Here is an 18,305-nt window from a genome sequence, read left to right as displayed (position 1 = left end):
CCAGCTCTGTCGGGGGCAGTTGCTCGGCTGGCCCCCAGAGGGGCTGGCAGAAGTAGTCCCCAAGTCGTAACGGTCGCAAGGCGCAGGGGCGCAGAGATTTATTTGTATATTATATTTCACATCTTCGCGTCTTTGCGTCTTTGCGTCTTTGCGTCAAATTAAACTACTGTGGCCTTGCACTCAACGATCGTTGCTCAATAGTGTGTGGATGAAATTTTCTGGCGTCGTCAGCTATCCACGAATGGGGGCCACGAAGCAACGAAGACGTGCGTTGGGACCAATCAGGGTGTCCTTTTGGGCGCAGATACGTTCGGTTCTTCGTGCGAGCGAAACCGATATGCTACAATAGGCGGAGAAGGATGCGGGATCGCGTGAACGATGCAGTAGACGGGAGGATCTTCATGGACAAAAATTGGGAGCACCTCACGGCGGTGGAGGCCCACCCAGATATTGTGAGTGGCGCATGGGTTTTTCGCGGGACGCGCGTTCCGGTGGCCGCGTTGTTTGAAAATCTGCGCGATGGTGCGACGATTGATCAATTCTTGGAGTGGTTTCCGGGTGTCCAGCGACAAGATGTCGAAGCCGTGCTCGATTATGAAGTTGCGATTTTGAGTGCACCGACAGCCGCATGAAGATTCTTTTTGATCAAGGCACCCCGGTTCCGCTGCGTCGGTATCTTCCCGATCATACGATCACGACGGCTTACGAGCAAGGATGGGCGAGTCTGAAAAATGGACAACTGCTTGCAGAAGCAGCATTGGCCGGTATCGATCTCCTCATCACGGCTGATCAAAACCTCCGCTATCAACAAAACTTGCGAGATCGCCGCATTGCGATTCTCGTGCTTGGTTCAACCTCATGGCCCAAGATACAAGGGTGGATTGAGGCGATTCGTGGAGCCATAACCCGCGTCGCTCCGGGCACGTACGAAGAAGTTCCCATATAAAGCGGTGCGCCCCTGTCATGTGGTGGTGGGCCATCATTGCATCGTCCGCTCCGGCATCCAGGGCCCAACAACACCTTGTCCACGGACGCCGCTGGCGCGGCCATGACCTGGACGCGAGTTTGGCCCGTGGGTGTCGTTCAACTGCCGGTGGCGATCGCTCGAACCTGCCAGCGGCGCCGTTAAAGGCAGGCGTTACCAAGCCGGTCTTCGTCTCTGCGTGAGCGTTCTTCGTAGGTGAACGTATCTCAGGGCTTAAGGGACGATACATGAATACGCAACACATCAAAACAAAGCTTGGGCAGGTTGAGTGCAGCATCATTGGCGCGGGCGTGCCTGTTTTGTTCCTGCACGGTGGCCATTCAAACTGTCACGAAAGGCTTGCACACAAAGGCTTTGATCGGCAGACGTTCCTGTTGATTACGCCCTCTCGTCCCGGCTACGGCAACACGCCATTAGGCGATAGCAAAACCCCGCAACAGGCGGCGGACTTGAAGGACAAAACCTATCGAATTGCACGACGGATATTTCATCACAGAGTCGAGCGGTTTACGTGGGGAATGGTGCGTCTATTTTCTGAACTTATGCCACGAGTGATCGCCTCAAATTTCTTTGCTGAGTTTTCTACTCAGCCGACGCCCACTCTTAGAAGTGCCGATGTAAGCGAGTTAGTCGAGACATTGAAGGCATACCGCTCAGGAGAGGGGTTCTTGAATGATATTGACCACGCTATCAACAAGCAGCTTCTTGGCAAAATAGAATGTCCAACGCTCATCGTCCACAGCAAAAACGATCACACTGTTTCGCTTGAGCACCCCCACCATGCCCATCAGATGATATCGGATTCAACGCTTGAACTTGTTGATAATGAATGGGGACATCTGCTTTGGCTAGGTGAGGATGCCAAGGAAGTTACGGCGCTGATAGAACGGTTCATTGTTACGCCTTAATAGGTGAGTACGGTACATGATTCTTGCGGTATACGATACCACATAATCAGCACCGAATCTCTAGCCTATCGGCCTCTGCGTCTTTGCGCCTTTGCGTCAAACTGCGCTACACCCCCGCGAGGGCGATTAGCTGTATAATGTCTGCTGGTGTGCCCGAACGTCGGGTCTGTTGCAGTGTGTCATCATGTATGGGTGTTGCGGATCTACAATCTGAGAGCCTGACGAGGCGTAAGGTTGCTGCGCCCCTGGTTGCGCCGACCGTAGGTTCCTGGCGCAGCGTGCTGAGCGCGGTGGGTATGGTGCTCTTGTTGAGCTTGCTGGTCGGCGTGCTGGCCTATCAGGCTCCCCCGCAAGGGCGTGTGCTGGTCGGGTGGGTTGGTGATCGGCTTTTTTTAGCGACGACAGCGGGGCTTGGGGCTGATGCGGTCGCACGGGGCGATCTTTTTGCTGATGATCTGACGCCCGACTCGCCCACTGGTCGTAGTCGTTGGACGCGCCAGCATGCCTTGTTGCAGTTGCCCCATGTGGGGGCCGGGGCTGAGCTTGATCTGACGGTCACGGCGCAGGGGTGGCCTGACGATGTGGTCGGGGCATCGGTTGCCCAGCCTGTGGTGACCGTGCGCGCTGATGGGGTGCCGGTCGGTGAGTTTACGCCTTCCAGTGCGTGGGCTGAATATACGTTTCGTATTCCGGCTGCGGTGCGTACGAGTGGCGATCTGCGGCTTGATTTTGCGAGCTCGCATACGTTTACTGATACCGCAAGCTTTGGGGCTGATCCGCGGCCAAAAGGCTTTCGGCTGGCCGAGGTGCGCGTTCACGCGGTCGAAGCGTCAGCTCCGCCTTTTTATCCGCCCGCTTGGCGTGCCGTCGGTTTGCTGGCTGCTTCGGCACTGCTGCTCTATCTCTTGCTCGCCCAGATCGTGCGCTCAACGCCGGTTGTCTATGTTGGGACGACGCTCGGGGTTGCGCTGGCGGCGACCGGGCTTGCGGTGACGCGTATTTGGATGGGGGCTGCGCTCAGTGTGGCCCTTGGGGGTCTGGGGGCGTTGCTGCTCGTCGTCTGGTATCCGGCGCTGCTGCGCTTTGTGCGGGCGCTTGTGCGCCGGTATGCCAGTGGCGCAGCGCTTGGGTACGGGTTGGTCGCCGCGGCGCTGGTGCTCTTTGTCTATGCGCTCGCGCAGGGGCTCGGCTGGCTGAGCAGTTCGGGTGTGGCCCTCTTTTTGCCCCTCTTTCCCGATTCGCTGCTGATCGCCTTGCTCGGGACGGGTCTGCTGGCGCTAGTGCTGGTGCTTGGGCGTGAGGGGTTGCCACAGTTCAGTGACCATATTGTCGCGTGGCTTAGCTCGCGTCGTGGGTCATTGATCGTGCTGGTTGGCTTTGCGGTGATCTGGCTCGGCTATCAAGCCTTGGTGATTGCACGCATGCCCTATGTGGGCCACGCCGATTATGCCGATAATGCCGTGGTCGCCCGCAACCTCGCCGCCGGACGTGGCTGGGTGGTTGATTATGTGACGCAGTTTTATCACCTGATCGAGGGCGTGACCCGCCCGCAGGAGACCTGGCCGTTGTTGCAGCCAGTCTGGATCGCGCCCTTTTTTCTGGCGTTTGGGCCTGAAGCGTGGGCCGCAAAGCTGCCGAACCTCTTCTTCAATGTGATCCTGTTGGGGCTGATCTATCGCATCGGGACGTATTTCTGGGATCGGCGGGTTGGCTTGACGGCAGCCATCTTGACGCTGACCAACTTCCTCTTTTTTCGACTCACGATCTATGTGACGAATGATCTGGGATTTGTGGTCTTTAGCCTGGGGGCGATCTTTTTGTTGTATGTGGCGGTGCCACGCCCTCACGAGAAAAAAAGGGATGTCATGCGGGGAGGGCTGCGCCCTCCCGCGCCCCCTCCCGCTAGGGCGTCGCCGCCCCCTCCCGCTGGGGCGGCGACGCCCCCTCCCGCGCCCCCTCCCGCTGGGGCGGCGGGAACTCTGCGGACGTATCTCCGCGAAGTGGGGGTGAACCGGGCGCTGGTGGCGACGGGCGTATTGACGGGTTTGATGATGCTGCAGAAGCCGTCGGGGGCGATGCTCGCCCTCGGCATGGGCCTCTGGTTTTTGTGGCAACAGGTGCCTGCTGATTGGCGGACGTTGCTGCGCAGGCCGTCGCTGACGCGCCTGGTGGCGTTGCTGGCGCCAGTGGCGGTCTGGAGCGCCATTGCGTTGGTGGTGCTCTCGCCATATCTGGTGCGCAATCTGAGCGAGTTTGGCAAGCCCGTCTATTCGACCGAGAGCTACGATGCCTGGGTGCTTGGCTATCGTGGCAGCAGTGGCGATGCCTGGGAAGAGATCTATCGCGTCTTTACCCCGGAGCTTGGTGGGCCTGGCTTGCCTGATCGAAGCTGGATTTTGCGCTGGGGCTTTGATAAGACCGGCGAGAAATTTGCGACCCAGTTGCGCGAGTTGCGCGACTATCTGATGCCGGTCTGGCGTGGCTTGCCCGACGATCTCGCCTGGTTCTTTGGCGGCAACGAGCGCAAAAATATTCTGTCGGGCCTCGGTGCGTGGTTGGCGTTGATTGGCGTCATTGGAGCGCTGCGTTTCCGCCGCCGCTTGCTCGGCTTGCTCGCGTTTACCTTTGCACCATATATGGTCTTTATGTTGACCTACTGGCGTACTGATGAGCATCGTTACTGGGTGATGCTGCTACCGTGGTTGGCCCTGTTGGCTTCGTGGATTATCTGGGCGGGGTATGATCGGCTTGCCGCAGTTGGTGATCGGCGCTGGGCACCGCTGGGCCTGATCCTGGTTGTGGTTGCGTTGAATAGCATCATCGGCTTCTCGCGACCCGATATTGCCAATAAGGTGCGCAATGAGCCGGTGATCTGGCAGCCTGACCTGGCCGCGTATGCCTGGCTGCAGGCCAATACGACCCCAGAGGCCGTGGTGATGACGCGCATCCCCTGGCAGTTCAACTGGCATGTCGAGCGACCGGCGGTGATGATTCCCAATACGGGCGATCGCGACATCCTCCTTACCATTGCACGTCACTATGATGCCCAGTATCTCGTGCTCGAAAATCAGCAACGGGTCAAGGGCGATGCCGGGCGGCTGCTGGCCCCGCTGATGGATCATTCCAATCAGGTTGGTGATGTCATTGATGGCTTTGAATTGATCTATGCCAGTCCGACCGACGATTTTCGCGCTTTTGTGTATAGGATGCCGCCTGTCGAACAAGAGGTTCCCTGAGGGGAGCCTGCGTCCTCACCCTCCTCGGTTGGCTTGCGTTTGGGTGGCGAAGCCGGTCAAACGCAAGCCAACACGATGGTTCGTCAGCATAGCAGTGAGTTGTATGTGCGCATTTTAATGCTTGCGTCGTCGTTTCCTAAATGGCCTGGTGAGACGACGGCTCCCTTTATTGAAGAGATTGCGGCAGGGGTGGCAGCGCGTGGGCACGCGGTGACGCTGTTGATGCCTTTCCATCCTGATCTGCGCCGTTTACCCGAGGAACGTGGCGTTCACCTGCGGATCTTTCGGTATGCGCCCCATCCAGCGTTGAATGTGTGGGGGTATGCGCAGTCGTTGATTAGCGATACGCAGATCAAGCGGCGTACGCTGCTGGCTCTGCCGTTTGCGCTTGGGGCATCACTGGGGGCGGTGGCCCGCGAACTTGTCGCTGGTGCGGCGTCGGGGCAGCCGTATGATCTGGTTCAGGCCCACTGGGTGCTGCCCAATGGCCCGCCTGCGGCGTTGCCCGCCGCGCTGATGGGCCTTCCGCTTGTGGTGAGCCTGCACGGCAGCGATGTCTATCTGGCAGAACGTCACTGGACGCTGGCGCTCGCTGCGGCCAGTGCGCTGCGCAGTGCGGCTGCGTTGACAGCGTGTAGCAACGATCTGCGGGTACGGGCGCTTGCCCTCGGTGCTCGCCCCGCAACAAGCAGCGTGGTGCCGTATGGCGTCAATCCGCAGCAGTTCCGCCCTGATCCTGCGGCACGCGCCGCCGTACGCGCCGAACTTGGGCTGGCCGATGGCGTACCCCTGGTGATGGGGATGGGCCGCCTGGTGGCAAAGAAGGGCTTTGGCGTGTTGCTCGAGGCCTGGCCGGAGGTGCTGCGTTTGCATCCCGAGGCACGACTCGTCATTATTGGGTATGGTGATCTGCGTGAGGCGCTTGAACGCCAGGTGTCGGCCCTTGGTTTGACCCAGCGCGTCCATTTTGCCGGACAACTCGAACGCCAGCGTGCTTCGACCTATGTGGCGGCAGCTGATGTCTTTGCGCTGCCGATTGTGCGCGATGGGGTGGATGGTCTGCCCAATGTGCTGCTCGAAGCAATGGGCGCCGGGCGCGCCATTGTGGCGTCGCGGGTCGCCGGGGTGCCCGATGTCATTGACGATGGCGTCAATGGCTTGATGGTGCCCGAACGTGATGCGCCTGCGCTGGCCCAGGCGTTGCTGCGCCTGATAGATGATCCCGCGCTGGCGCACCGCCTTGGTGCGCTGGCCCGTGCCCGTATCGAGCAAAGCCTGACCTGGGAACGCACCGCCGAGCGCTTTGAAGCGGTGTTTCAGGCCGCAGTCGGGTCGTGATGATGCAGGCAGCCGCGAAAAATCAAGGTGCTTTCTGGAAACATGCGCTGCTTGTGGTGGCCCTCTTTGGGGCCGCGCTGCTCGTACGCCTCTATCGCCTTGAGGCGCAGAGCCTCTGGCTTGATGAGGGCAGTAGCTGGGAGCTGAGTCGCCAGGCGTGGTCGGTGTTGCTCGCCGATCTTTTGCGCCCCAATGCGGCCTATCCGCTCTATCACGTGCTGCTCAAGGGCTGGATGGGCTTTGCCGGCGAGAGCGAGGCGGCGCTGCGGATGCCGTCGGTGGTTGCGGGGGCACTTGCGGTGCCGCTGGTCTACCTGATGAGTCTTGAGGTAGAGCGTCTGGGGTTAGCGGAAAGCCGCCCGCGTGCCCCGGGGATCTGTTGGGCTGGCCTCGCGGCGGCCCTCATGCTCCTGGCGTCGCCGTTCGCCATCTGGTATAGCCAGGAAGCCAAGGTCTATAGTCTGTTGCTCTTCAATGCAACGCTGGTGCTCTGGGCGCTTGCCCGTGTGGTGCGCACCGGGGCCATGCGTGATTGGGCAATGCTTGTAGTGGTCGGCGTGCTGGCGCTCTTTGTCCATCGCCTGAGCATTCTGCTCGTTGCGGCGGGGGTGTGGCTGATGGCCCTGCAAGTTGTTGGGCACCGGCCTCGCTCTTGGCTGACCGTGCTGGCCCCGGCGCTGGCGGCACTCTTTTCGGGCTTGTTGGTCATCGCGATGATCAGCGGGCTTGGCGGCGACCAGGCCGCCGGGCGCTCGGCGGCGGGTGCGGCGATTCCTGCTGACCCGTGGCTGGCCCTTGAATTGACGGTGGTGCGCTTTAGTCTCGACCGTTGGCCGGGTGATAGCCCGTCGTGGTGGCTGCTGCCCTGGTTGCTGCTGGCTGGCTCGGGGTTGGTGGCTGCCCTGGTTGATCTGCGCCGCTCGGTAACGCGGCTGCGCGCTGCCTTTGTGCTGGTGGTACTCTTTGTGCCGCTAGGCCTTTTCCTGCTCCAACTTGTGGTGACGAGGCTCTACGAGGCACGCTATTTGATGATGATCTATCCGGCGTGGCTGCTCTTGTTGACCTATCCACTACTGATGTTGGGTGAGACGCAGGCGCGTGGGCAACCTTCACACCTGGTGCGCAGGAGTTTGTCCTATGGGCTTGTGTCGGCTTATGCACTGCTGCTTGCAGGCGCACTTTTTACCGGAGGCCGTGCGCTGGTACAACCGGTCTTCGGGCTCTTTTCGGGCGATCCGGTGAAAGAGCAGTACCGCGAAGCTTTTGCGGAACTGGCGACACGCGTGCATCCTGACGATGCCGTGGTGTTGCACCCGAACTATGTGCGGCCACTGTATGACTACTATATGGCTCGTTTCAGTCGTGATCCTGCGCCCGAGCCGCTGACGTTTGCGAATTTCTGGCAGGGCGAGACGAGTTTTGGGCAGCGCGAGTGGGATCTCGAGCGGCGGGCGGGGTTGGCTGGCTTTACCCGAAGCTTGCTGGTGATCGCGCCTGAACACGCGCGCACGGTTGATCCTCCGCTGCCCGGCGATGAATATGGGTTGGTCGGCAACTACTGGCGGTTTAGTCGCGAGCAGCGCGCATGGCCGTGTGGCATCTGGCGCTTCAACGGGGCGCATCTGCTCTGTCAGCAAGCCCCCGAGCCCTATTATACTGGCGCGGCTGCGCCGACGCCGGAACGTCCGGTGGGTGCCGTCTTTGGCGATGACCTGATCTTTCAGGGGTACACGCTCAAAGCGACCATGCCCGTTGGCCCTGGCGTCTACCGTGCCGGAGGCAATGTTCCGCTCAGTCTCTTCTGGGAAGTGACCGCGCCCCTCGAGGCCGATTATAGTCTCTTTTTACACCTTTGCCAGGCGTGCGACCAGCCGCCGGTGGCTGGCGAAGATGGGCCACCGTTGGAAGGCTACCTGCCAACAAGCACCTGGTTGCCCGGCAAACCAGCCCGCGACGACCGAACGATCCATTTGCCCGCCGATCTCGCGCCTGGAACGTACACGATGTTGCTTGGGCTCTACGATCCCAACGACCCGACCCCCGCCGGTCGTCTGCGCATCCGCGGCGGCGATACGCTTGGTGACGACCGTCTGGTGCTCGGTAGCATCGAGGTCGTTGCCACCGAGCCGTAACGAGGAGGTCAGTGGCTACTGCGAAAACGCGCACGCAGCGCACGCCGTCTGTCACGCGACTCGGCGTGCTGCTTCGAACCCACTGGCCACTCTGGCTGGCCCTGTTGATCGGGGTTGCGCTGCGGCTTGCCTTGTGGGATCGCTTGCCTCGCGTGGGCCTCATCTCGGACGAGGCCGAATATCTGGCGGCGGCCGATTGGCTTGCCAATGGGCGTGGTTTTGCCTGGCATACGCAGTACCTCTGGACACGCGCACCGCTCTATCCGCTCTTTGTTGCGGCGCATATCAGTGCCTTTGGGCGCGACCTGGGGCCGATTTTTGTGACGCAGACGCTCTTGAGTCTGGCAAATATCGTTCTGACGTATCTGTTAGTGTTGCTGGTTGTGCGTCCGAAGAACGCGGCGGTCGTACCCGTTGACAACGGCGACGGACAAGGCGACGGACAAGGCGACGCACATGCTCGCTCGCTCCCAATGATGGTGGAACGTGATCACGGCGGAGCCCGCAGTGGTGAAGCGGTCGTGCTGGATGGATCTGCCGATCCGGGCTCGGGCGTAGATGGGGCAGGGCGGCGAGCTCTGCTTGCAGCCGGGTTGGCGGCACTCGGGATGGCGGTCTATTTGCCGCTAGCGAGTTATGCGCAATTGTTGTTGAGTGAGACCTTCTTTACGACCCTGTTGCTGGCGGCGATGCTGATGTTTGGGCTCTGGGCCAGGGCTTGGGTAAGGCATGAGGAAGCTCCCGCCCGCCCCGGTCGTGCTGGAGTGAGGCGGGTGAGCGGGGGCGGTTTCCTTCCCCAGATCAGCTTGCCCTTGCTGGCGGCAGGCATATTGCTGGGCCTGGCAACGCTGACACGGGGCTTGACACTCGGCTTTGTGCCGCTGGTTCTGGCCTGGGTGGGGCTGACAGTCTGGCGTACGACGGCGAGGTTGCGCCAGGCGATGGTGCAGATGGGCCTGGTGCTTGCGGCTTTTGTTTTGGTCGTTGCGCCCTGGTCACTCTATGCGAGTCGCGCCTATGGCGGGCTGATTACCGTCGATACGACGGGTGCGTTCAACCTGGCGCTGGGCGCACGGACGGCCTATGACGGTGGGCGGAGCGATGAGCCAACCCGGAATTTTGTGCTTGCGCTGCTATTGCCCGAATTGAGTGTGGCGCAACGCGAGGAGTTGCTCAACGAGCGGCGCTATCCTGATGGAAGCGTAGCGCGTCCAGCGGCGTGCCTCTATGCGCGCCAAGATCCGCGTCTGATGGCGGCACTGGCGACGGTAGCGACGCTGCGTCAGGGTGATCGGCAGCAGCTTTTGACGGCGGAAGCGCTGTGTCTGTTGCAGGCCAAGCCGCTCGCTTTTGTGGTCAAGAGCTTGACGGAACTGATCGATCTCTTCAAGATCAACTATACCGGCGACGAACGGCTGAGCCGTGGCTTTGCGCTCGGGAGGCTACCCGTCTGGTATACGCTGGCGCTGGTCACGCTTGACGACCTGCTCTATGTCTTGGTCTTGCCACTGAGTCTGCTGGGCTGGGCGACATTGCGCACGCGGCAGCGGGCCGGGCCAGGCAGCAGAGGCTCACAGGCCCTCATTGGCCTCATCGGACTCTGGTTGCTCTACAATCTCGCGGCGGCGCCGTTGCTCTTTGCGATCAACCGCTTTCGCGTGCCGCTGATGCCCTTTGCCCTGATCTTCGCCGGGGTTGCGCTGGCCTACCTGCCGCAGCTCGGCGCAACCTTGCGGACGCGCTACGGGGCTGCGTGCGGCGTGCTGGCGAGCCTACTCGTGCTGGTAGCGGCAGCGCCCTACGCTTATTTTGAGCCGCGTGCGCCCGGGGCCGACGCGACCTGGTCATCGTTCCTCGGCCCATACCCTTCGAGCATCGCGAACACGCGGCTGGCACTCGCATCGCGGCAGGGCTTTTTGCAAGAAGAAGCGTTGCGCACAGCGCTTGGCGCGGGTGACAGCGCCGCAGCGCGGGCGGCCCTGGCGTCGCCGAGCTTGCCGCCCTATACAGCAGCCGTTGGCGCACCATTGCTCGATGGTTTGGAAGGAAGACCGGAGGCAGGGCTTGACCGGCTCGCAACACAACCGAATCGCCCACTGGCAGCCTGGCAGACCGCCGTGGTTGCTGGCGAACTCTTTCGGCAAATGGGCGACCTGCAAGCGGCGCAACGCGAATTTGGTCCCTCGCTGGTGGATGACCAGAACCCGGTGACCTGGACGTGGCAATGGTTCTACCCACCGCGGCTGCCAGACGATCGCCTTGAACTTGCCGACGACAACGACCTTGGCTATCTCAAAGGGTTTTATTTAGGCCGCTACGATCCTGATCTCGGCACCACCACGCGTTGGGCGACCGGCACAGCCATGCTGCGCTTCCCCAGAGCGGGCAACGGCGCACCGCAGCAGGTTTGCCTCCACCTGAGCGGACTTGGCTGGCCAGAGGATCTGGCACTACCGGTGGTGACGGTGAGCGTTGGGGTGGAGCAGGTCGGACGCATCACCGTGACACGCAGCCTCGAAGAGGTCTGCCTCCCGCTACCGCCACAACCCGAAGGCAGTCACATCGTCATCACGACCACGAGTGCCACCTTTGTGCCGAGTGCGTTGGATCTGATTGCCCAGCAAGGGCCGCAGGTCGGGCAATTGCGGTTATTGGCATACCAGCTTGATCGGGTGGCGATCATACCGTGACGAGCAGGTGAGACAGGAGATAGTACTACAATATATCCAACTTTGCGCCTTTGCGTCACCATAGACCGAGCGGCCCTTCGCCCTCGCAGAAAAGCCGAAGCACTTCGTTATCAAACGAAGTGCTTCGACCTCTCACCTATGCACGTTCAACATCCTTTGCGTCTCGGCGTCACATCATCAGAACTATGAACGCCCTTCGTCAACGGTGTACTCACCCTCGACGACCCCATCGTCATTCTTCTTACTCTCTGCCCCGGGCTGCCCCTGAGCGGCACCTTCGCTATAGGCATTCTGCGAAAGCTGGTAGATCGCTGGCTGCAATTCGTTCATCAGACTCTGGATCCGCTCACGATTCTCCTGAGCGATCGCATCACGCAGATCCTTGATCATGCCCTCGATCCGCCCACGCTCAATCGTATCAACCTTGTCACCAAGATCGGTCAGGGTCTTCTCGCCCTGATAGGCGAGGCTATCGGCCTGATTCTTGAGTTCAACCATTTCACGACGAGCCTGATCCTCTGCCGCATGGACTTCAGCCTCACGCACCATGCGCTCGACTTCGTCCTTGCCCAGATTCGTGCTGGCCGTGATCGTAATGCGCTGCTCTTTGCTCGTCGCTTTGTCTTTGGCGCTGACATTCAGAATGCCGTTGGCATCAATATCAAACGTGACCTCGATCTGTGGAATGCCACGCGGTGCCGGTGGAATACCTTCCAGCCGGAAGCGCCCGAGCGTCATGTTGTCGCTCGCCATCTGACGTTCGCCCTGGAGAATGTGAATATCCACGGCCGTCTGACCATCTGATGCCGTCGAGAAGACCTCGGTCTTCTGCGTCGGAATGGTCATGTTGCGCTCGATCAGATGCGTCATCACGCCACCGAGGGTTTCCACCCCAAGCGAGAGCGGGGTTACGTCAAGCAACACAACGCCCTTGACATCGCCACCAAGCACACCACCCTGGATCGCCGCCCCAACGGCGACAACCTCGTCGGGATTGACCGACTTGTTCGGCTCTTTGCCGATCATCTTGCGCACAACTTCTTGTACCACCGGCATACGGGTGGAACCACCAACCAACACGACCTCGTCAATCTGGGAAGGCTGCATCCCGGCATCCTTCATCGCTTGTGTCACCGGGCCGCGGAGGCGATCGGTCAAGGCGCTCGTCAACTGCTCGAAGCGTGAGCGGCTCAACTTCATCGCGAGGTGCTTGGGGCCACTCGCATCAGCCGTAATGAACGGCAGGTTGATCTCGGTCTCACTGACGCTCGACAACTCCATCTTGGCCTTCTCAGCCGCCTCTTTGAGCCGCTGCAACGCCTGGCGATCTTTGCTCAGATCAATGCCCTGGTCTTTGCGGAACTCGTCAATGATCCAGTCCACCACCGCCGCATCATAGTCGTCACCACCAAGGTGCGTATCGCCACTGGTAGACTTCACTTCAACAATGCCATCACCAACTTCCAAGATCGAGACGTCGAACGTCCCACCACCAAGGTCAAAAACCAGAATGGTCTCGTCCTTCTTCTTGTCAAGCCCATACGCCAGCGCGGCTGCCGTCGGCTCGTTGATAATCCGCAGCACTTCGAGGCCAGCAATCTTGCCCGCATCCTTGGTCGCCTGGCGCTGACTATCATTGAAGTAGGCCGGCACCGTAATCACCGCCTGGGTCACAGGCTCACCAAGATACGCCTCGGCATCAGCTTTGAGCTTCTGCAAGACCATCGCCGAAATCTCTTGCGGCGCATAATCCTTGCTCGTCTGGGGCACATAGATGCGCACATCGGCACGTGGCCCCTTGGTCACCTTGTACGAGATCATCTCGCGCTCGGTGGTCGTCTCATCATAATCGCGTCCAATCAGACGCTTGACTGAATAGAGTGTATTTTCAGGATTAATCGTCGCCTGACGCTTGGCCGTCTGCCCAACCAGGCGCTCACCATTTTTGGCAAAAGCCACGACCGACGGTGTGGTGCGGTTGCCCTCGGCATTCGGGATCACCACGGCATCGCCGCCTTCCATCACCGCAACACATGAATTGGTCGTGCCCAGGTCAATACCAACAATCTTGCCCATATCTCTTTAGCTCCTCTCCTAAATGCATTGCACGTTCTCTAGGCTCTAGTGTACCTGTTTTTTGCATGTCCTACGCTAATGTCGCGTTAGAGGAGTGTTAATATTTGCCGCTTATGAGACAAGCTCGTAGAGCAAAATACCCGTCGCGACCGCCAGATTGAGCGAGTCGCTCCGCCCGCGCATCGGGATCGCGACCATCACATCGCAGAGTGCTTGCTGGTCGGCGCTGAGCCCTTGGCGCTCGCTGCCCATCAAGAGGATCAGCGGCGTCGGGTAGGCCGCCTGACGAAAATCGGTCGCCGCCTGGTCGCTACTGCCAACCATCGTCACGCCGTTGGCCTGCTTCCACGCCGCCAGTTCAGCCCATGACGTACGTACCAGCGGCACCGCAAAGGCCGCCCCCATGCTCGCCCGCAGCGCCGCCGGATCATACGGATCTGCCGCCGGCTCAACAATGATCACCCCACTCGCCCCGACGCCATCAACCGTGCGCATGATCGTGCCCAGGTTGCCAGGATCGGCTGGTTCTACCAGCGCAACCCATCGCGGCGCTTGCGCCAGTTGCACCTCGGCGAGCTCGAACCAGCGCTGGCGCACCACCGCCGCCAGGCCCTGTGGCCCGTCTTTCGCCGACAGACTCGCAAAAACCTCAGCCGAAACCTCGATGCGCTCGACCCCCTGCAGAGCCAGTTGTTCCACAAGGTCGTGCGCAAACGCACTGGTCAGCAACGCCGGGGCCACCACGAGTTGCACCAACTCAGCCCCGGCCTCGGCAGCCTCGGTCACCAGGCGAATCCCTTCGACAAAACAGAGCCCACTCGACTCCCGGGCCTTGCGCTGGCGCAGCGAGCGGATCATTTTGATGGTTGCATTCGCAGGACTAGTAATCATCACCCTAAAATCCAAAATCCAAAATCTAAAATCTAAAAGCCAAAATCTGCTCAGCACACTTCTCGCCCGAAATCATCGCCGCATTCAGGCTACTCGCTTCGGTGAATTCGGCCGCAAAGAAGAGCCCCGGTCGCCCGGTGGCATTGTCGGGGAGCGTAGGATGAATCCCGGGGGGCTGGGCAAACTGGCTGTATGGTATGCGATAGAGCCGCAACGGGCGATAGCCGCTCAGCGCCGTCAACGCCTCGTGATTGCCCACCAGCATCCGTTGCAGATCGGCGAGTGCGCGTGCAAACAATTCGTCGTCATCAAAGGGAGGCACGCCCAGGATCGAGACACTCAGCAGGTGCGCCCCCGGGGGTGCATAACTCGGCGCTACATTGCTTAGTTGCACGGCATTGTTGACGAACGCGTCGGGTTCAGCATGCAGCAGCAATTTTTTGTCGGGCACCACCGGCGCATCACCCGCAAAATAGAGCGTCACCGTACCGACGTGCGTCTCGGGCATTGGCAATCCCGTGAGCCGTGCCGCCTCGGGGGCGGGCGTGGCCACCACCACCGCATCGGACACAAACCGGCTCCCATCAGCCAGCATCGCCCCGGTCACCTGCGGCCCATCAGTCATCAACGCAGCCACCTGCGTCTTGAGCCGGATCACCCCCGCCGCACGCAACTCGGCGGCTAGTTGCTGACTCAGTGCCCCTATCCCGCGGGCAGGCACCACCGTCTGCCCATCACTGAGCATCTTGAAATTAAAGCGGAAACAGCGCGCACTCGTATGCAGCGACCGATCCAGAAAAATTCCACCATAAAAAGGCCGAAAAAAGCGATCAATTGCCGCCTGGCTAAAGCCTTTCTGCTGCAGATACACCTCGGTTGGCTCATCAGGGGCAGCAATGAGTTCATCAACCGTCGTCTGGCGCATTTCGAGGGCGAGCGCCAGGGTGCGCAGCTTGTCATCTGGTCTGATCACACTCGTCAGCGCAGCCCCAAGCAACGCCCAGGGATCACGATCCCGCAAGGGATCAGTCAAGACTGCCCTGCGCCCGCCCTCGCACACCAACGCCCCTGGATCGAACGCACACAAGCCCAGGGCACGGTAATCAAACTGGCGCTGCGCCGCCGGATACGCCGTAAAGAGCACCTGAAAACCCCGGTCGAGCACAAAACCATCGTGATAATCTGAGCGCACACGACCACCAACATCATCGCTCGCTTCTAGCACCGTCACCCGTTTGCCCGCACGCAACAGCGTACGCGCACAGGTCAGGCCCGCAAGACCCGCCCCAATGATCAGGATATGCTCTGGCATAGGTATATCCTCAATAAAACAACATAAATAGACTGTTATCAGTCGTACGCCCCAAGGGTATTGTACAATCGCTCCTCTTCACATACAATAGTGGAAGATTGGAGTACCATATCGCAACGGTACTAGAGTACCAACATGAGGCGGCTGGATGCGCGGGCGTCCCGCCCGCTCTCGGGAGCACAAGCGGGTGGGATGCCCGCGTACCCAGGAAACGTTGTTCACAGAGGTAATCAGTCGTCTGTGAAGTACGTTTTCTGGTAGCGCCGCCGACCACGAAGAACCCTCACGAAGAAACGAATATGGGCTGCTCCATGCGCTCTTCGTTTCTTCGTGGCCCCAATTCGTGGACGGCGAACGACCCCAGAATACTTACGTTACAGACTAATCAGCCGTCTCGTTGGGTATGACGTTAGGCAAGCTTCGATCGTAATTTCAAACTTCAAGGGGGATGTATGCACCACCGTGCGCCAGTGATGTCCAGGATGCGCTTTCGTTACCTGTGGCTCTTTTTTTTGCTGACGACGAGTCTCGTCTTTATTACGGCCTCACTTGGTCGCACCGGTGTTGCCAGCGCCAGGGATACGACCGATCCATCAGGCTCGTCCGTTCAGGCACTAGCCAACCAGCCCATCACGCCAGCTCAGATCACTCAAGGCTATCGCCCCTATATCGAGTGGCATGCCACCGGCGTAACTGCTGAGATCCCGCGTCAGTCAACCTTCAAAGCGTTTGTTCGCGCCGGTGAGCAGATTTTCATTGGCTCGAGTGCTATGAATCGGGCTCCCTCCGGTGATGTGCTTATTCGCGCCCCTGATGGCACCACACCTGATACATGCAATACCCGTGCTACTGGCAATGAACTCTATGGCCGTATCGTTAATCTTGCGCAGGAGCTAGCCGGGCCACTGCCAGCCGTTGGTGGCTATCAACCCTGTATCATCACACCCGCCGAAACGACTGCGGCTGGTGATGGTATCTGGGAATTTGATTTCATTAGCCCCAACCCGACGGCTAATCTTGATACTAATCCTGATCCTATCCGCATTGATGACGAATGGGCAAACACTGATCTTGCCAACCACTGGATCGCCGCGTGGGATATCAGTGTGCGCGATGGCACCAATGCTACCATTGAACGCACTGGTCGTGTCTTTGCCAATTACCTTGCGCTCAATATGGGTAGCAATGCCAATCTTTTTGGTGCGCCTGCTGATATTGGCCTCTACAAGCAGTTCTACATTCTGACCGTTGATGGTCAAGGTTACGCGGTGGATCTCAATGGCATTGATCCCTTTGGTTTCATCTTCTTTGCCAATGCCAAGGGCATTACGGATGATCAGGGTGAGCCAATCTACCGTTCCCTTCAGTTGACTGGCAGTAATCTTGCTCAACCGCCTCCTCTCGGTTATAGTTTACGTAGCCCGCGCGATCCTGATAATCTGGCGCAACGCAATGTGACCCACAAGATCTTCTTTGATCTGACCGGCCCCGACCCCACGATGCCAGACACGGCACAGACCCCCGATGGCGAAACCTGGTTGCTGCGTGGAAGCCAGGATCTTGCCCCGATCCCCGATAATCTGACCTTTGTTGGTGAAGAAGGCACGCTAGGCCAGGCCGGGACGAATCCGCTTGGTGGCACCTTCTCGTTTGATGCGCCCGCTGATGTCACCTACGAGATTGTGATTGACACGGATCGCAATGGGAGTTTTGAAGATCCAAGTGACCGCATCCTTTCTGGCCTCACGACCGCACCCCGTACCAGTGCCTTCTGGGATGGCCTTGATCAACTGGGCCAGCCCGTTGCAGCCGGTACCGTGCCCTTCCGTGCGCAGGCGCGTCTCTCTTCGGGTGAAATTCACTTCCCCTTCATTGATGCCGAAAGCAATCCCAACGGGATGATTATCGAGCGTGTGCGCCCCACGCCTCAACCCGGTGATCCCGATCCCTTCACGATCTATTACAATGATGTCTACAACTACACTGGTACCGGCGATTATGATTTCTCGCCGTGTGCGTTAGGCGATACTCCTGCCCCCCCCGCTTCTGCTGGGATTAGTGTTCCCAGTTGTTATGGTCGCTCGCTCAGCCCGCTGCAGCGCAATGCACTCGGCGGTGTTTCCAGTGCTGGCGGTGCCCACGCATGGGATTCATCTGCCGAGCCGCAGTTTGGCTTTGGTGATCGCCGTATCATTGATACCTGGACCTTCTTCCCTTCGGCTTTTGTCGAACTGACTGGCGGTGTGCTGCTCGCCGAGGCCGATCTGTCGATTGAGAAAAGCCACACGCCGGCTGTGCTCTCTTCCGGTGGGCCAATTACCTATACGGTGACCGTGCGCAATCCGGGGCCAAGCCCGTCTATTGGCGCACCTGTGCGCGATGAAGTGCCGCCCGAGATTACCAATGTCAGTTGGACATGTGCGCTGATTCTTGGGACTGGTGCCTGTGGGCAGGCCTCCGGCAACGGCAATGTGCTCAGTACCACCGTTGATCTGCAACCAAATAGTGCGATCAGTTTCACTATTCGCGGCACGATTGATCCTGCCTTTACAGGCACGCTGACGAATACGGCGATCATTACCCGTACTGCTGATACGACTGACCCTAACCTTGATAATAATCGGGCGACCGATGTAATCCAGGTGAATCCGCTCGCCGACCTCTCGCTGAGCAAGGTGGTCAACAACACTCGCCCCAACGTCGGCGAGGTCATCACCTATACCATCACGCTCACCAA

10 protein-coding genes and 1 pseudogene are annotated in these 18,305 nt (G+C 59.6%); 8 read left to right on the top strand and 3 right to left on the bottom strand.

What is annotated here, in order from left to right:
- The first annotated feature begins 401 nt into the window (after nucleotides 1-401).
- From EKD05_RS23470 to EKD05_RS23435, 7 genes are all read left to right on the top strand, one after another.
- The gene (locus EKD05_RS23470) at nucleotides 402-632 is read left to right on the top strand and encodes a DUF433 domain-containing protein (RefSeq protein WP_129677736.1); all 231 of its coding nucleotides are present in this window, start codon (nucleotides 402-404) and stop codon (nucleotides 630-632) included.
- Complete coding sequence (locus EKD05_RS23465) at nucleotides 629-946, top strand: hypothetical protein (RefSeq protein WP_129677734.1); 318 nt, start codon at nucleotides 629-631, stop codon at nucleotides 944-946. The genes EKD05_RS23470 and EKD05_RS23465 overlap by 4 nt, the downstream gene beginning before the upstream one ends.
- A gap of 266 nt (nucleotides 947-1,212) precedes the next feature.
- Nucleotides 1,213-1,893: an alpha/beta fold hydrolase gene (locus tag EKD05_RS23460; RefSeq protein ID WP_129677732.1), complete on the top strand. Its 681-nt coding sequence runs from the start codon at nucleotides 1,213-1,215 to the stop codon at nucleotides 1,891-1,893.
- Between the two features lie 188 nt (nucleotides 1,894-2,081).
- The gene (locus tag EKD05_RS26900; RefSeq protein WP_240695911.1) at nucleotides 2,082-5,129 is read left to right on the top strand and encodes a glycosyltransferase family 39 protein; all 3,048 of its coding nucleotides are present in this window, start codon (nucleotides 2,082-2,084) and stop codon (nucleotides 5,127-5,129) included.
- Between the two features lie 75 nt (nucleotides 5,130-5,204).
- On the top strand, nucleotides 5,205-6,467 hold the full coding sequence (locus EKD05_RS23445) for a glycosyltransferase (protein WP_240695910.1): 1,263 nt from the start codon (nucleotides 5,205-5,207) through the stop codon (nucleotides 6,465-6,467).
- A complete protein-coding gene (locus EKD05_RS23440) occupies nucleotides 6,467-8,599 on the top strand; it encodes a protein O-mannosyl-transferase family (RefSeq protein WP_240695909.1) in 2,133 nt (710 codons plus the stop codon). Before EKD05_RS23445 ends, EKD05_RS23440 begins: the two co-directional genes overlap by 1 nt.
- An 11-nt stretch (nucleotides 8,600-8,610) precedes the next feature.
- Entirely contained in the window at nucleotides 8,611-11,289 is a 2,679-nt protein-coding gene (locus tag EKD05_RS23435) for a hypothetical protein (protein ID WP_240695908.1), read from the top strand.
- A gap of 183 nt (nucleotides 11,290-11,472) precedes the next feature.
- Here the strand turns inward: EKD05_RS23435 and dnaK are convergent, their stop codons facing one another.
- The 3 genes from dnaK to EKD05_RS23420 all read right to left on the bottom strand — a co-directional run bounded on the left by dnaK (nucleotide 11,473) and on the right by EKD05_RS23420 (nucleotide 15,574).
- On the bottom strand, nucleotides 11,473-13,365 hold the full coding sequence (dnaK, locus tag EKD05_RS23430; protein WP_129677730.1) for a molecular chaperone DnaK: 1,893 nt from the start codon (nucleotides 13,363-13,365) through the stop codon (nucleotides 11,473-11,475).
- Between the two features lie 111 nt (nucleotides 13,366-13,476).
- Complete coding sequence (locus tag EKD05_RS23425; protein WP_240695907.1) at nucleotides 13,477-14,256, bottom strand: RNA methyltransferase; 780 nt, start codon at nucleotides 14,254-14,256, stop codon at nucleotides 13,477-13,479.
- A gap of 25 nt (nucleotides 14,257-14,281) precedes the next feature.
- Entirely contained in the window at nucleotides 14,282-15,574 is a 1,293-nt protein-coding gene (locus tag EKD05_RS23420; RefSeq protein WP_370374937.1) for an FAD-dependent oxidoreductase, read from the bottom strand.
- A gap of 446 nt (nucleotides 15,575-16,020) precedes the next feature.
- On the opposite strand from EKD05_RS23420, the pseudogene EKD05_RS23415 reads away from it, so the two are divergent.
- Nucleotides 16,021-18,305: pseudogene (locus EKD05_RS23415) on the top strand (hypothetical protein); the annotation flags it as partial.

Source organism: Candidatus Chloroploca sp. Khr17, from assembly GCF_004138165.1.
Taxonomy (GTDB): Bacteria; Chloroflexota; Chloroflexia; order Chloroflexales; family Chloroflexaceae; genus Chloroploca.
The sequence above is the reverse complement of the archived record's forward strand: the minus strand, read 5'-3'. Positions and strand labels throughout refer to the sequence as shown.

What these genes read in the sequence shown, in the direction of transcription:
- EKD05_RS23440 (WP_240695909.1), top strand. Translation starts at nt 6,467, where the DNA reads ATGATGCAGGCAGCCGCGAAAAATCAAGGTGCTTTCTGGAAACATGCG.
- EKD05_RS23465 (WP_129677734.1), top strand. Translation starts at nt 629, where the DNA reads ATGAAGATTCTTTTTGATCAAGGCACCCCGGTTCCGCTGCGTCGGTAT.
- EKD05_RS23445 (WP_240695910.1), top strand. Translation starts at nt 5,205, where the DNA reads ATGGTTCGTCAGCATAGCAGTGAGTTGTATGTGCGCATTTTAATGCTT.
- EKD05_RS26900 (WP_240695911.1), top strand. Translation starts at nt 2,082, where the DNA reads ATGGGTGTTGCGGATCTACAATCTGAGAGCCTGACGAGGCGTAAGGTT.
- EKD05_RS23425 (WP_240695907.1), bottom strand. Translation starts at nt 14,256, where the DNA reads ATGATTACTAGTCCTGCGAATGCAACCATCAAAATGATCCGCTCGCTG.
- EKD05_RS23470 (WP_129677736.1), top strand. Translation starts at nt 402, where the DNA reads ATGGACAAAAATTGGGAGCACCTCACGGCGGTGGAGGCCCACCCAGAT.
- EKD05_RS23460 (WP_129677732.1), top strand. Translation starts at nt 1,213, where the DNA reads ATGAATACGCAACACATCAAAACAAAGCTTGGGCAGGTTGAGTGCAGC.
- dnaK (WP_129677730.1), bottom strand. Translation starts at nt 13,365, where the DNA reads ATGGGCAAGATTGTTGGTATTGACCTGGGCACGACCAATTCATGTGTT.